The 14,056-nt window shown below is 60.7% G+C and carries 13 protein-coding genes; 3 read left to right on the top strand and 10 right to left on the bottom strand.

Annotated elements, in window-relative coordinates:
- Positions 1–56: 56 nt before the first annotated feature.
- The 7 genes from cobA to ACP7B7_RS09655 are packed head-to-tail and all read right to left on the bottom strand — an operon-like array spanning position 57 to position 6,921.
- Positions 57–839, bottom strand: a complete 783-nt coding sequence (cobA, locus tag ACP7B7_RS09625; RefSeq protein ID WP_308922460.1) for a uroporphyrinogen-III C-methyltransferase — start codon at positions 837–839, stop codon at positions 57–59.
- 11 nt (positions 840–850) lie between these two features.
- Positions 851–2,170 (bottom strand): sulfate adenylyltransferase subunit 1, encoded by a 1,320-nt coding sequence (locus ACP7B7_RS09630; RefSeq protein ID WP_308922459.1) that lies wholly within the window; start codon positions 2,168–2,170, stop codon positions 851–853.
- The gene (cysD, locus tag ACP7B7_RS09635) at positions 2,170–3,081 is read right to left on the bottom strand and encodes a sulfate adenylyltransferase subunit CysD (RefSeq protein ID WP_133993663.1); all 912 of its coding nucleotides are present in this window, start codon (positions 3,079–3,081) and stop codon (positions 2,170–2,172) included. Before cysD ends, ACP7B7_RS09630 begins: the two co-directional genes overlap by 1 nt.
- A 32-nt stretch (positions 3,082–3,113) precedes the next feature.
- Positions 3,114–3,830 carry a phosphoadenylyl-sulfate reductase gene (locus ACP7B7_RS09640; RefSeq protein WP_308922458.1) on the bottom strand — a complete coding sequence of 239 codons (717 nt, stop codon included), beginning with the start codon at positions 3,828–3,830 and terminating at the stop codon, positions 3,114–3,116.
- A gap of 21 nt (positions 3,831–3,851) precedes the next feature.
- On the bottom strand, positions 3,852–4,412 hold the full coding sequence (locus ACP7B7_RS09645) for a DUF934 domain-containing protein (RefSeq protein WP_308922457.1): 561 nt from the start codon (positions 4,410–4,412) through the stop codon (positions 3,852–3,854).
- Complete coding sequence (locus ACP7B7_RS09650) at positions 4,405–6,093, bottom strand: nitrite/sulfite reductase (protein ID WP_308922456.1); 1,689 nt, start codon at positions 6,091–6,093, stop codon at positions 4,405–4,407. Before ACP7B7_RS09650 ends, ACP7B7_RS09645 begins: the two co-directional genes overlap by 8 nt.
- 54 nt (positions 6,094–6,147) lie before the next feature.
- Positions 6,148–6,921: a sulfite exporter TauE/SafE family protein gene (locus tag ACP7B7_RS09655; protein WP_308922455.1), complete on the bottom strand. Its 774-nt coding sequence runs from the start codon at positions 6,919–6,921 to the stop codon at positions 6,148–6,150.
- 153 nt (positions 6,922–7,074) lie between these two features.
- On the opposite strand from ACP7B7_RS09655, the gene ACP7B7_RS09660 reads away from it, so the two are divergent.
- The 3 genes from ACP7B7_RS09660 (at position 7,075) to ACP7B7_RS09670 (ending at position 9,887) form a co-directional block, all read left to right on the top strand.
- On the top strand, positions 7,075–8,016 hold the full coding sequence (locus tag ACP7B7_RS09660; RefSeq protein WP_065306706.1) for a CysB family HTH-type transcriptional regulator: 942 nt from the start codon (positions 7,075–7,077) through the stop codon (positions 8,014–8,016).
- Positions 8,017–8,071: 55 nt separating this feature from the next.
- Positions 8,072–8,722: a class I SAM-dependent methyltransferase gene (locus ACP7B7_RS09665; RefSeq protein ID WP_308922454.1), complete on the top strand. Its 651-nt coding sequence runs from the start codon at positions 8,072–8,074 to the stop codon at positions 8,720–8,722.
- 172 nt (positions 8,723–8,894) lie between these two features.
- Positions 8,895–9,887 (top strand): porin, encoded by a 993-nt coding sequence (locus tag ACP7B7_RS09670; RefSeq protein ID WP_308922453.1) that lies wholly within the window; start codon positions 8,895–8,897, stop codon positions 9,885–9,887.
- 52 nt (positions 9,888–9,939) lie between these two features.
- Here ACP7B7_RS09670 and ACP7B7_RS09675 read toward each other — a convergent pair whose 3' ends face one another.
- From ACP7B7_RS09675 to ACP7B7_RS09685, 3 genes are all read right to left on the bottom strand, one after another.
- Positions 9,940–11,088, bottom strand: a complete 1,149-nt coding sequence (locus ACP7B7_RS09675) for an ATP-binding protein (RefSeq protein ID WP_426076532.1) — start codon at positions 11,086–11,088, stop codon at positions 9,940–9,942.
- 150 nt (positions 11,089–11,238) lie between these two features.
- On the bottom strand, positions 11,239–11,997 hold the full coding sequence (locus tag ACP7B7_RS09680; RefSeq protein WP_308922451.1) for a LytR/AlgR family response regulator transcription factor: 759 nt from the start codon (positions 11,995–11,997) through the stop codon (positions 11,239–11,241).
- A 71-nt stretch (positions 11,998–12,068) separates the two neighbouring features.
- Positions 12,069–13,397: a sensor histidine kinase gene (locus ACP7B7_RS09685; protein ID WP_308922450.1), complete on the bottom strand. Its 1,329-nt coding sequence runs from the start codon at positions 13,395–13,397 to the stop codon at positions 12,069–12,071.
- Positions 13,398–14,056: the final 659 nt, after the last annotated feature.

Raw genomic sequence — 14,056 nt, forward strand, 5'->3', positions numbered from 1 at the left:
AATGCAGGGGTGGCGCGGTATTGCGGCCCGAGCATCCTACCATGTTTTGCATCAGATCAATAGTTACTGACTTTAAAGTCGGTAAAAACGGCGCTACCCAGATCCGGGGCACTGGCCTGGTGCGCGCGCATCGCCATCGCCTCGCCCAGCATCACCAGCACGGGGCCGTGCTTGTCGCCCAGGCCCAGCGCCAGCTGCGACAGGGTCATGCGCGCGATGCGCTGTTCCGGCCGGCTGCAGTTTTCAATCACCACCACAGGTGTCGTCGCACTGCGGCCCTGCGCCAGCAAACGTTGCGCGGTGGCGATCGCTTCGCGTCCGCCCATGTATTGCACCAGGGTGTCGCAGTCCGGCACCGCCGTCTGCTCGGATTCGCCGGGCGCCGTGCTGGATGTAAAAAACGCCACGCTGCGCGACACGCCCCGTTTGGTCAGCGGTTGCTGGGTGGCGGCGGCGGCGGCCAGCGCGGTGGTAATGCCGGGCACCACTTCCACGGCGATACCGGCTTCTTCCAGCGCGCGCAATTCCTCGTCGGCACGGCCGAACAGCATCGGGTCGCCGCCTTTCAGCCGCACGACGACCGCGTATTTGCGCGCATGGTCGACCAGCTGCTTGTTGATGAACGCCTGCGCCGTCGACAGCTGGCCGCAGCGCTTGCCGACCAGGATCTTTTTCGCCTGCGGACACAGCTCCAGCATCTCACTGGTCACGAGTGCGTCGTGCAGCACCACGTCGGCTTGCGCCAGCAGGCGCGCGCCGCGCAAGGTCATCAGGTCTTGCGCGCCGGGGCCGGCGCCGATCAGGTAGACCTTGCCCGGGAGAGATGTGGAGTGGTTCATGCTTGCCTTCCTCAGTCGATGCGGATCATTCCGGCAGCAACGGTTTGGTGGGTGACTTCATCGATCAGGATAAAGGCGCCGGTGGCGCGGATATCGGCATACGCGTCGGCCGCCAGCGGCTGCTGCACGTTCAGGCTGATGCGGGCGATATCGTTCAGCTTCAGGCCTTCGGCCGGATGGCGCTGCTGCGTATTGATGTCGAGCAGGGTGTCGATCGCCGTCACCTTGGCGGCCGTCTGGCGCGTGCCGTGCTTGATCCAGTATTTGCGGCGCAGGTCGAGCGCGTCTTCCGACAGCCAGCAGACGTCGGCCACTACCTGCTTGAGCAAGGTGGCAGGACGGTCGGCGCCGGCCAGCAGGTCGCCGCGCGAAATATCGAGGTATTCGTTCAGCAGCAAGGTCACCGACTGGCCCACCACGGCGCTTTGCAAGGAGCCGTCCAGGGTGACGATATCCTTGACGGTGGCCGTCTGGCCCGAAGGCTGCACCACCAGCGTGTCGCCGATGCTGACCTTGCCCGCTTCGATGCGGCCCATGTAGCCGCGGAAGTCGTTCGCTTCGTGGCCGTTGTGGCGCGCCACCAGTTGCACCGGGAAGCGGAACGGCGCGTCGTGCGATTCGTCGTAGACGGACAGGGACTCCAGCAGCTCGATCAGGGTCGGGCCGGTGTACCAGCCCAGCTTGTCGCCGCGCTCGACCACGTTGTCGCCGGTCAATGCCGACAATGGAATCGGCGTGATGTCCTTCAGGCCCAGCGACTGGGCGAATTCGCGGTAGGCGGCGACGATGCGGTTGTACACCGTTTCGTCGTAATCGACCAGGTCCATCTTGTTGACGGCGACCACCACGTGCTCGATCTGCAGCAGGTGGGCAATCGTCGAATGGCGCTTGGTCTGGATCAGCAATTCCACGCTGCCGTCGTCGCCGAGTTTGACTTTCGACACGTCGATCAGGATGATGACGGCGTCGGCGGTCGAAGCGCCGGTAACCATGTTGCGCGTGTATTGCTCGTGGCCCGGCGTGTCGGCGATGATGAACTTGCGTTTCGGGGTGGCGAAGTAACGGTAGGCGACGTCGATCGTGATGCCTTGTTCGCGCTCGGCTTCCAGGCCGTCCGTCAGCAAGGACAGGTCGACCGTGTCGCCGACCGTGCGCTTGTGCTTGGAGCGCGACATGGCGTCGAGCTGGTCGGCGAAGATGCCCTTGCTGTCGAACAGCAAACGGCCGATCAGGGTGCTCTTGCCGTCATCGACGGAACCGGCCGTGATAAAGCGCAGCATGCCGCGCTCCAGGCTGTCGGAGGAAGTGGTGTTCAAAACTGCTGCGTTCATCAGAAATACCCTGCTTTCTTGCGTTTTTCCATCGAGGCTTCGGAGGTCTGGTCGTCCATGCGGGTGGCGCCGCGCTCCGTGATTTGCGTGATTGCCGTTTCGGCGATGATGGCGTCCACCGTGGCCGCATCGGACGACACGGGGCAGGTGCACGAGATATCGCCGACGGTACGGAAGCGCACCACTTGCGTTTCCACCGTTTCGCCTTCGCGCGGCGGCGTCAGGTCGGTCAGCGGCACCAGCAGGCCATTGCGCGGGATCACCTGGCGCTCGTGCGCAAAGTAGATCGGCGGCAGTTCCAGTTTTTCGCGGGCGATATATTGCCACACGTCCAACTCGGTCCAGTTCGAGATCGGGAACACGCGCATGTTTTCGCCGGGATGGACGCGGGTGTTATACAGATCCCACAGTTCCGGACGCTGGGCTTTCGGGTCCCAGGCGCCGAATTCGTCGCGGAACGAGAAGATGCGTTCCTTGGCGCGGGCTTTTTCCTCGTCGCGGCGGGCGCCGCCGATGCAGGCGTCAAACTTGTGTTCGGCGATGGTTTCCAGCAGGGTCACGGCTTGCGCCGCATTGCGCGAGTCCGTCGCCGGGTTGCGCAGGCGCACCGTGCCGCGCTGGATGGAATCTTCCACCGAGCCGACGATCAGGCGTTCGCCCAGTTCCGCCACTTTCTTGTCACGGAAGGTAATGACTTCCGGGAAGTTATGGCCGGTGTCGATATGCACCAGCGGGAACGGGAATTTGCCTGGACGGAAAGCTTTTTCCGCCAAACGCAGCAGGACCACGGAATCCTTGCCGCCCGAAAACAGCAGCGCGGGGTTGGCCGACTCGGCCGCCACTTCCCGCATGATGTGGATGGCTTCCGACTCAAGGCTGTCGAGATGGCGCTGGTTCAAAATATTGCTCATATTGGATGCTTTCTTGTTCTCTGTTAGCTGGTTCAGGCGGCCACGGATTTAATGCGGATCAACTTGCCGTCCACCATGTGCAGGCCGCATTCCTTGGAATCGGGGTTTTCCCACCACCAGCGGCCGGCCCGCACGTCTTCGCCGGGCTGGACCGCGCGGGTGCACGGTTCGCAGCCGATCGACGGATAGCCCTGGTCGTGCAGCGCATTGTAGGGCACGTCGTTGGCGCGGATATACGCCCATACATCCTCTTCCGACCAGTCGGCCAGCGGGTTGAATTTGGTCATCGCGTGCGCCGCGTCCTCTTCCTGCACATGCAGTTCGGCGCGCGTGGTCGATTGTGCACGGCGCTGTCCCGTGACCCAGGCCTTGTTGCCGGCCAGGGCGCGGCCCAAGGGCTCGACCTTGCGGATACGGCAGCATTCGCGGCGCATCTCGACGCTGTTGTAGAAGGCGTTCAGGCCGTTCTGTTCCACATACTGCGCCACGGCTTCCGGCTGCGGACGGTACAGCGTGATGTCATGCTCGTAACGGTCCTTGACCTTGCCGAGCACGGCCAGGGTTTCCTGGTGCAACCGGCCCGTTTCCAGCGAAAAGATGCCGATCGGCAGCTTCGCTTTGAGGATCATGTCGGTCAGCACCATGTCTTCGGCTGCCAGGCTAGAGGCGAACACGGCCGGCGAAAAATCCGCGGCGATGCGTGTCAGCGTTTGCTGGGTGGCGTCAATTAAAGTAGAGAGGTCGCTCATGGTGATCTTCGTTGCCTTTATTCAGATGCCGGCCGCGTTGTCGAGGTCGGGATTCTGGCCTTCGCGGTGGTGGCGGCGGAACAGCGGCGATTTCTGGTCCCACGAGGCCTGGTAGGTTTCCGAAAACACGGACAGTCCTTTCAGTGCGTCATGGATGCTGCGGTCCGGTCGCGTCGCATAGGCGTCAAAGCCCACGCGGTGCATCGAGAACAGCTGGTCGCGCAGCACGTCGCCGATGGCGCGCAGCTCGCCTTTGTAGCCGAGGCGGGCGCGCAGATTAAAAGCGATCGAATAGCCGCGGCCATCGGTAAATTTCGGAAAGTCGATCGCGATCACGGCCAGTTGGGCGATCACATCGGCGAGTTCTTCCGGACGCTCGTCGCCGGCCAGCCACACGCCGATGTCCGGCAGGCGGGCGGCGAGCGCCTCGCGCTGGGCTTGCCACACCAGCAGCGGCACGATGGCCTTGCCTTCAGGCACAACCACGGACTCCGGCGTGTCGCCCTCGTCCAGGCGCAGCAGGCCCCAGTCATTCGGCACTACTGCGGCGTTCTTGATGATTTCTTCGCGTACTTCAAACATATTCGTCTTCTCCGACCAGGTTGCCGACGGTGATCGGCGTTGCATACACATGTTCCTTGAAGGGCGGCAGGCCCAGGCGCTGTGCCGTGTCGACAAAGCGTTCGCCTTCATGGCGTTCGCGTACATACACATGCAGCAGGCGGGCGATAACTTCCGGCATCTGCAAGGCGGAGAACGATGGTCCGATGATCTTGCCGATGGCGGCGTTGTTGCCTTGCGCGCCGCCGATCGACACCTGATACCATTCGCTGCCATCCTTGTCGACACCGAGCACGCCGATGCTGCCCACATGATGGTGGCCGCAGGCGTTGATGCAGCCGGAAATATTGAGTTCAATTTCGCCGATATCGTGCTGGAAGTCGATATTGTCGAACCGCTCGGCAATCGCGGCCGCGATCGGCAGCGATTTCGCATTGGCCAGCGAGCAGAAATCGCCGCCAGGGCAGCAGATCATGTCGGTCAGCAAGCCGATATTCGGCGTGGCCAGGCCATGCGCCTTGGCTTCCTGCCACAGTTTGAACAGTTTCGACTGCTCGACGTCGGCCAGCACCAGGTTCTGCTCGTGCGTGACGCGCAGTTCGCCAAAGCTGTAGCGGTCGGCCAGATCGGCCACGAAATCGATCTGCTCGGCCGTCGCGTCGCCCGGCGGCACGCCAGTTTTCTTCAGCGACAGCACCACCGCCACATAGCCTGGGCGCTGGTGCGGTTTGACGTTGCGCAGGATCCAGTTGGCATAGGCCTTGTTGTCCGCGTGTTCGCCGGCGTAATCGACGTCCGTCAGTTCCAGGTAGGCCGGCGGATTGAAGAAGTCCGCCACGCGCTGCATTTCCTCGGTCGTCAGGGTTTCCGCGCCGTCCTTCAGGTCGACCCATTCCGCTTCCACCTGGCGCGTGAATTCTTCCACGCCGATGGCTTTCAATAAAATCTTGATGCGCGCCTTGTACTTGTTGTCGCGGCGGCCGTGCAGGTTGTACACGCGCATGATGGCTTGCGTGTAGGTCAGCAGATGTTGCCATGGCAGGAATTCGCGCACCACGCTGCCCAGGATCGGCGTGCGGCCCATGCCGCCACCGGCCATCACCTTGAAGCCCACTTCGCCCGCTTCGTTGCGCACGGCCGTCAGGCCGATATCGTGCACGGCGATCGCGGCGCGGTCCTGTTCGGCGCCATTGATGGCGACCTTGAACTTGCGCGGCAGGGCGATGAACTCGGGGTGGAAAGTGCTCCACTGGCGCAACACTTCCGCATACGGGCGCGGATCGATGATTTCATCGGCGGCCACGCCGGCGTACGGGTCCGACGTTGTATTCCGGATACAGTTACCGGAAGTCTGGATCGCGTGCATCTCCACCGAGGCCAGGTCGGTCAGGATATCGGGCGTCTGTTCCAGTTCGACCCAGTTGAACTGGATGTTCTGGCGCGTGGTGAAGTGGCCATAGCCGCGGTCGTACTTGCGCGCGATATGGGCAAACATGCGCATCTGCTTCGACGACAGCAGGCCGTACGGCACGGCGATGCGCAGCATGTAGGCGTGGCGCTGCATGTACAGGCCGTTTTGCAGGCGCAGCGGAATGAATTCTTCTTCCGTCAATTCATTGGCGAGCCGGCGCGCAACCTGGTCGCGGTACTGCGCAATGCGTTCTTTGACGATAAGATGGTCGTACTGATCGTAGTGGTACATATCGAGTCCTAAATAAGCCGGGGTACTGGAAGATTGCCTGGGATTGTATGTGAATTAGTAGATTAGCTTTACTGCCACGGTGGTCAAGGTCATCGCCAGCAGTACGCGCAAGAATTTTTCCGGTACCGAGCGCGCCACCCACGAGCCGAGCGTGATGCCGGGCAGGGAGCCGATCAAGAGCGAGATCAGCAGTTCCCAGTGGATGGAACCGAGCCACCAGTGGCCCAGCGCGGCAATCGCCGTCAGGGGCACGGCATAGGCGATGTCGGTGCCGGCCACTTCGGCCGAGCTCATGCTTGGATACAGCATCACCAGCAAGGTCGCGCCGATGGCGCCGGCGCCGATCGACGAGACGGTAACCAGCACGCCCAGCACGGCGCCGGAAATAATGGTCGCGGCGGCAAGTTTGTTGCCTTGCAGTTGTTTTTCAGGATGGGCGTTGATCCAGTTCAGCATGCGGCCCTTGAAGATCAGGGCAACCACGGTCAGCAGCACCGAGCCGGCGATCGAGTAGCGGATGATCTGGCCGATTTCCGGCGACAGGGTACCGAACGACTTCAGGGCCAGGGTGGAAACGACCGCAGCGGGCAAGGCGCCGATGCACAGGCGCTTGACGATATCCCAGCGCACGGTGCCACGCAGGCGGTGCGTCAGGGTGCCGGCGCTCTTGGTAATCGAGGCAAAGGCCAGGTCGGTGCCGACGGCAACCGATGGCGAGACGCCAAACAGCAATGTTAACAACGGAGTCATCAGCGAGCCGCCACCGACACCGGTCATGCCGACCAGCAAACCGACGGCAAATCCTGAGACTATATAAGACAAAGTCATGCTTGCACCCCCAAAGTACCCGCAATAGTAATAAACTTAGTGTTTATTCCAAACTACTAAGTATGCATTTGCTTATATGCGATATGTGTATAAGCATGAATGTAAAATCATCGGTAGGGCGGAAGCGCGGCACATTTTAAGGCAAAACCAGCAATGAATCTCCATCAACTGCGCTTCGTGCGCGAAGCGGTTCGGCAGAACTATAATCTGACGGACGCGGCCAAGGCCTTGTTCACTTCGCAACCGGGCGTGTCGAAAGCCATCATCGAGCTGGAAGAAGAGCTGGGCGTCGACATCTTCACGCGCCACGGCAAGCGCATCCGCGGCCTGACGGAGCCGGGCCGCCTGGTGCTCGAATCGGTCGAGCTGGTGATGCAGGAAATCGACAGCATGAAGCGCATCGGCAAGGAATACGCGGCACAGGACAGCGGCAGTTTTACCATTGCCACCACGCACACGCAGGCGCGCTACACCTTGCCCAAGGTGGTGCAGGCGTTCATGATCAAGTTCCCGAAGGTAAGATTGTCCTTGTTGCAAGGCAACCCGCGCCAGATCGCCGAGATGGTACAGCGCGACCAGGCCGATCTCGCCATTGCCACCGAATCGATCGCCGCCATCGACGGCCTGATCACCTTGCCCTGCTATCAATGGGAGCATGTGGTGGTGGTGCCGGTCGATCATCCGCTGCTCAAATCGAAGTCGGTCACGCTGGAGGAAATCGCCGCGTTTCCCCTGATTACCTATGACAGCGCGTTTGCCGGCCGCAACAAGATCGACCACGCTTTCGTGCTGCGCGGCCTGAAACCGGACATCCTGCTGGAGGCCATCGACGCCGACGTGATCAAGACTTATGTCGAGTTGGGCATGGGGATTGGTATCATAGCGGGCATGGCCTTCGACGCCGAGCGCGACCGGGGCTTGCGCGCCATCCCTGTCGGCCACCTGTTCGGCATGAATGTGTCGCGCGTGGCCGTCAAGCAGGGCGCCTATCTGCGCAGCTACATTTACACCTTTATCGAGTTGCTGACCCCCACCCTGAACCGGAAATTGATCGAACAGGCGATGAGCGGCGATAAAGAGCACTACGAACTATAACAATGCAGCACCAAGCCGGGCGAGTGCCCGGTTCTGACTAGATAAGAGAAGAAACATGATTACCGATCAGCTTGCCCAATATTACGCCACCATCGCGCAGCAGTACGAGCGCGTCTATGACAAGCCCGAACGCCAGGAGGACCTGGAAGTGTTGCGCGACAAGGTCGCCGACGTGCTGGAAGGCCATACCGTGCTGGAACTGGCCTGCGGCACCGGCTACTGGACCGAGGTGGTTGCCGACGCGGCCGAATCGGTGCTGGCGACCGACATCAACGATGAAATGCTGGCGCTGGCCCAGGCCCGTGGCTTGCCCGACAACGTGACCTTCGCCAAGCTGGACGCATTCAACTTGCCGGACGACCTGGCGGGCAAATTCACTGCCGTGTTCGCCGGTTTCTGGTGGTCGCATGTCAAGCGCGAAGACCAGGACAAATACCTGAAACAGTTGCGCAGCAAGCTGGGCAAGGACATTATGCTGGTGCTGATCGACAATTCCTATGTCGACGGCAGCAGCACCGTCATCGCCCGTACCGACCTGGAAGGCAACACCCACCAGTTCCGCACGACGGACGCGGGCGAGCGCTATGAAGTGCTGAAAAATTTCCCATCGGACAGCCACCTGCGCAAGAAGTTCGCCCATTCCGCGCGCGAGATCCGCATGAAGCGCCTCGAATATTACTGGCTGCTGAGCTGCCGCCTGAAGTAAGCGGCACCACGCCATACAACCGCCTGCGGGCGGTTTTTTTTCGTCTTGAGGAAAAGAGTGCCAAAAAACAACAGATTGCCGATGTCATATTGTTGAAGCATTTGCTTGGCATGATTCGGTTCAGCAGCTGAGCAGCACCAAATTTTGTCCAACCTAATGTAGAGAATCTCAAGTGAAAAAAATTACTCTGGCAGCATTGATCGTCGCTTCTTTCGCAGCCGCTACGGCGCAGGCGCAATCGAACGTCGTCGTCTACGGCGTGGTCGATCTGGGCCTGGCCAAGACCAGCGGTTCGTCCATCGTGGAACGTGAGAATCAGGCTTCGCGCATCGGCTTCAAGGGTACGGAAGATCTGGGCAACGGCCTGAAAGCCATTTTCAACCTGGAAAGCGAATTCAAGGCTGACACCGGCGCGCAAGCCACGGCCAACACCCTGTTTGACCGCCAGGCATGGGTAGGCTTGACCGGCAACTTCGGTACCGTGTACCTGGGTCGTACCAAGGATCTGCTGGACGGCACCCTGGCCCGCGTCGACCCGTTCAACACCTACGGCGTGATCGGCAAGATCAATGAGCCAGTCATGCGCGGCGGCCAGTCGCCAAACGGCCCTGCCGCCGGCGGTTCGGTGGTGGGCGCTTCGCGCGTCAGCAATTCCGTGACCTACAACAGCCCGACCTTCAGCGGTTTCGTCATCAGCGGCCAGGTCGTCGCCAGCGAAATCAAGGATGCCGATTCGGGTTACAGCGTGGTCGCCACCTATGACATGGGCCCAGCCAGCGCCCACGCCGGCTACCAGAAAAAAGTGCAGACGGTGGCCAACGCCACTGCCGAACCAACTCTGTGGCTGGTGGGCGGCGGCTACAAATTCGGTCCTGCCAAAGTCACGTTCGACTACTCGAAGGCCGACACCGACGTTGCTGTCAACGGCGAATTCAAGAGCTTCCTGATCGGCCTGGCGTATGACATCGGCGGTGGCGCGATCAAGGCCAGCTATGTGAAACAGAAACAGGACAGCAGCCTGGTCAGCGGCAAGGAAACCGCCAAGGCCTTCGGCCTGGGCTATGACTATCCGCTGTCGAAGCGTACCGCCGTCTACGGCTACGCCGGCCGCGACCAGTTCAGCGACAAATCGATGTACCAGCTGGGCATGACCCACAAGTTCTAAGCAACACCAGCATGGTGGTGTGAAGCAAGGCGCTCCGTGGAGCGCCTTTTTTTTATGGTGAGGATGTGATTGCATGCATGGGCAGCATGATGTCGATGCGGGTGCCGCCCAGTTCGCTGTCGGCGCCGATCTGTATGCTGCCGTTCAAGCCCCATACCCGTTCGCGCATGCCCAGCAATCCCAGCGACGCCGCTTTTTCCAGGTCGCGGTCGGTAATGCCCTTGCCGTCATCCTGTATCGTGATCGACAGCATGGAATCGATGCGGTGCAGGGCGATCGTGATATGGCTGGCTTCGGCATGACGGGCGATGTTGGTCAGCGCCTCCTGCACGATGCGGTAAATGGCCGTGCTGCGCTCGTCGTCGAGCACCAGGTCGCCCTCGTCAGCCATCAGTTCGAAATGCACGGCCTGGCGCAGCAGGAAGTCGTGGCGCAAGGTTTGCAGCGCAAAATACAGCCCCCCTTCATCGAGGGCGCGCGGGCGCAGATTGCTGGCGATGCGGCGCAGCGAGGAAATCGCCGTCACCAGCAAGCCATCCATTTCGTGCAGCAGGCGCAGCAACGGCGCCGTCATGTCGGCATGCTGGCGCGCCAATGTCAGGTCGACGCGCAAGGTGGCCAGCAACTGGCCCAGGTCATCATGCAACTCGCGCGCGATATGCTTGCGCTCTTCCTCGCGGATGGTTTGCAGCGCACTCGACAGTTCACGCAGCTGCGCAAACGAGCGCGCCAGTTGTTCGTGGACTTGCTTGCGCGCACTGATGTCGCGCACCAGGACGGTATCGACGGCGCCCTCGTGCCCGGTGCTCGCCGTTAATGAACCCTCCAGCGGAAACATGGCGCCGTCGACCTTGCGGCCCATCAGGGTGGCGTCGGTGGCGCGCCGGCCTGTCAGGCGCAGTTGCTGGCCGATGTCAAGGAAAGGCAAGTTACTGTCCAGGCTGCGTAAATCGCGCAAGATGAAGTGGCCCAGCGGCATGCCGCGCATGGCCTCCGGCGTGCTGCCGAACAGGGCCGCGGCTGCCGCATTGGCATGCACGATGGACTGCTCGCTGTCGATCGCCAGCATGGCTTCGCTGGCCGGCGCAGTGGGCGCGGCTTTGCGCCTGACCTTGAAGGGCCGCCACAGATAATAAGTAGCGGCGGCCGCCATGCCCAGCGGCAGCATGCGCAACAATCCTGTTTTTGCACGGCCGGGCATGGGCGCTCCTTGCGGATGGATCAACGGCAGATCAAAGAAAGGCGAGCAGGGGGAAGAGCGGGCGGGACTTCATGCAGCGTAGGCTGATTGAGGCGGAGGGGCTTGATCTTGCGCACACCGGGCCTGCGTGGCCCGGCCTGCGCGGCCCGCTTACATCTGCTTGAACAGGTGCAAGAAGCTGCGGCTCACTTCCAGCTTGTCGGTCTTGCCTTTGATCAGTACCAGGTGGCGGCCGCGGATATCGCGCGTCACGCCTTCGATGGCGTTGACATTGACCAGCGTGGCGCGGTGGATCTGCCAGAACAGCGAAGGGTCGAGCTCTTCGGCCAGGTCGCGCACGGGTTTGCGGATCAGCGCCTCATATTTGGCCGTCTGCACGCAGGTATATTTCTCGTCCGAGCGGAAGAACAGGATTTCTTCGACCGGGATCATGCGCAAGTCCTGGCCGATGCTGGCCTGTATCCATTGCAGGTAGGTCGGCTTGGCGGTGATCTTCTCGGCCAGCTGCGACAGCATGGCCGTCACGCTGCTGTTGACGTCCAGCGCGGGTTTGCTCAGGTGCGTCTTCAGGCGGTCGACCGTGATCAACAGGCGCTCGTGCTCGGGCGGCTTCAGCACATAATCGACGGCGCCGCGCTCGAACGCTTCGACGGCGTGGCTGTCATAGGCGGTGACGAACACGATGCGGCTCTTGTTGCCGATCACTTGCGCCGCTTCCATGCCGGTCTTGCCCGGCATGCGGATATCGAGGAAAGTAAAGTCCGGTTTCAGCTGGTCGACCAGTTCGATCGCCTCGTCGCCATTCTTGGCCTCGCCGATGATTTCCAGTTCGGGCCAGGCCTGGCCCAGTCGCAAGCGCAGCTGGTCGCGCATCAGTCTTTCGTCGTCGGCAATAATAGCGGTAGGCATGGTCATCAAGTGTGAACTGGCGAAGATTGATTATTCAATGAATTAGCGTTTTTATCAACTACAGAGTGGTCTTATTTCGACAGTTGATACGGCACTTCGATCACGGCGCACACGCCGCTCGGCTGATTTGGCGTAATCGTCAGGCTGGCCTGGTCGCCATGCAGCAGTTTCAGCCGTTCGCGGATGGTCGGCAAACCGAGCCCCGTGCCATCGCTGGGGACGGCGCCAAAGCCCAGGCCGTCATCGGTGACGATCACGCGCAGCTTGCTGTGCGCCACTTCCGCCACGATGCGCAGGGTGCCGCCTTCCGGTTTCACTTCCAGGCCGTGCTTGATGGCGTTTTCCACCATCGACTGCAGCATCATCGGCGGGAAGGCGGCGCTGCGCAGCCCGTCGGGAATCTGGAAATCGACCGTCAGCCGCTCTTCCATGCGCATTTTCAGCAGGTTCAAATAGGCTTGCACCATGTCCGCCTCGCGGCCCAGGTTGGTAATCAGGGCGTTGTCGCGCATTTGCGGCAGCACGGCGCGCAAATACTGGATCAGGCTGCGCTGCATCTTGGCCGCGCGCGGCGGATCGACCTGGATCAGGTGTTCGACCGAGGCCAGCGTGTTGAACAGGAAGTGGGGCTCCACCTGTGCCTGCATCATCTGCATCTTCGCTTCGCTGAGCTGGCGCTGCATGGAGGCGCGCTCGGCTGCCTCATTGGCCGTCACCGTTTCCGCTTCCGCCCGCTTCTTGCCGCCGACCAGGGCCTTCATCGCAAACAGGGCCAGTACCAGCAAGGACACGAAACTCTTGAACCAGGTCGAGGCTTGCTGGTGGTAGCGCGAAACCTTTTGTTCGGCGGCATCGTCGACCGCTTCCTCGATGGCATTGGATAACTCTTCGCCGATTTGCGGCGGCAGCTCGATATGGACTTCCTCGCCGGAAGCGTTGGTGGTGACAGGATAGCTGGGCTTGGCTGGCGCCACCGGTGGGACGGGCGGTACCGGCGGCACGGCTGGTGTCGGCTCTTCAGGCGTGGTGTCGCTGCTGTCCGCGCTTGCGTCCGTCGGGCTGGCGTCCGCCGGCGTGGCATCGGTGCCCGTGCTTTCCGTATTGCGGCGGCTCTTGCTGTTGCGCGGATTGAAGTGGATGCCCGTATCGTCAATCAGGATATTCGTCTCGCCGGTATTCTTGCTGGCCCGCTTGTGTGACTTGATCACCACTTCTTCATCGGGGCTGGACGAAAACAGTTCATCTTGCAGGATGGAGCCGGCGATCAGGGCCAGCGCGGCGAACAGGAAAAATTTCCACCAGGATAATTGGGTGACCCAGGTCGTGGTGGCGTCGAATGCCTTTTGCAGCCAGGCGAGCAGGGTTTTCAGCAATTGGGGCAGGCTGGAAATCGGAAACATGGGACGCTTTCTTGGCAAGGAATGAATCGACGCGGTGGGCAAGTGTAACTGATGCTGATGCGCGTCAAAATCTGATGTTGCCACTGTGCCTGAAGCAGGGCAGCCATGCCAGCCGCTTGCGACAGGCTGCACAAAAAGGCGCTTGAAGTGAACAGGATGCCGGGTGGGCGGTAAGCAGGTATTGTTGATCCAGGAAAATAGATGTTGCAGACATCGGGCGGCTTTGCTATAGTTCGCCTCCTCGCAAAACGACGCACACAAAACAAAGTGTTGCAGAGTTAAACGGGGGTAGAAAAGAAGGTTGACGAAATGCTGAATAAGCTTCATAATCTTCCTTCTTCGCAGCTGACAAACACAACGCTTTGTCGATAGCGCGAAACACGCAGTGCCGAATACCGTTCTTTAACAATTAACAGTCGATAAGTGTGGGCATTTGATGAAGTGCAGCGTCGATTTTCGGATTGACGTCAAACTTAAAATATCAAATGTTCACAAGAAATAATGAAATAGGACGCTACGAAAGTAGTGGCCTGTCAGTTTTTTGAGTGAGCGACCCGTCAGCAATGACGGTGCCTGTAACAGGGCAAAGTAACAGAGATTAAACTGAAGAGTTTGATCCTGGCTCAGATTGAACGCTGGCGGCATGCCTTACACATGCA

The sequence above is a fragment of the Janthinobacterium sp. PSPC3-1 genome (assembly GCF_049896105.1).
Lineage (GTDB): Bacteria > Pseudomonadota > Gammaproteobacteria > Burkholderiales > Burkholderiaceae_D > Janthinobacterium.

Coding starts and splice junctions, on each gene's coding strand:
- cobA (WP_308922460.1), bottom strand. CDS start 839: ATGAACCACTCCACATCTCTCCCGGGCAAGGTCTACCTGATCGGCGCC.
- ACP7B7_RS09630 (WP_308922459.1), bottom strand. CDS start 2,170: ATGAACGCAGCAGTTTTGAACACCACTTCCTCCGACAGCCTGGAGCGC.
- cysD (WP_133993663.1), bottom strand. CDS start 3,081: ATGAGCAATATTTTGAACCAGCGCCATCTCGACAGCCTTGAGTCGGAA.
- ACP7B7_RS09640 (WP_308922458.1), bottom strand. CDS start 3,830: ATGAGCGACCTCTCTACTTTAATTGACGCCACCCAGCAAACGCTGACA.
- ACP7B7_RS09645 (WP_308922457.1), bottom strand. CDS start 4,412: ATGTTTGAAGTACGCGAAGAAATCATCAAGAACGCCGCAGTAGTGCCG.
- ACP7B7_RS09650 (WP_308922456.1), bottom strand. CDS start 6,093: ATGTACCACTACGATCAGTACGACCATCTTATCGTCAAAGAACGCATT.
- ACP7B7_RS09655 (WP_308922455.1), bottom strand. CDS start 6,921: ATGACTTTGTCTTATATAGTCTCAGGATTTGCCGTCGGTTTGCTGGTC.
- ACP7B7_RS09660 (WP_065306706.1), top strand. CDS start 7,075: ATGAATCTCCATCAACTGCGCTTCGTGCGCGAAGCGGTTCGGCAGAAC.
- ACP7B7_RS09665 (WP_308922454.1), top strand. CDS start 8,072: ATGATTACCGATCAGCTTGCCCAATATTACGCCACCATCGCGCAGCAG.
- ACP7B7_RS09675 (WP_426076532.1), bottom strand. CDS start 11,088: ATGCCCGGCCGTGCAAAAACAGGATTGTTGCGCATGCTGCCGCTGGGC.
- ACP7B7_RS09680 (WP_308922451.1), bottom strand. CDS start 11,997: ATGCCTACCGCTATTATTGCCGACGACGAAAGACTGATGCGCGACCAG.
- ACP7B7_RS09685 (WP_308922450.1), bottom strand. CDS start 13,397: ATGTTTCCGATTTCCAGCCTGCCCCAATTGCTGAAAACCCTGCTCGCC.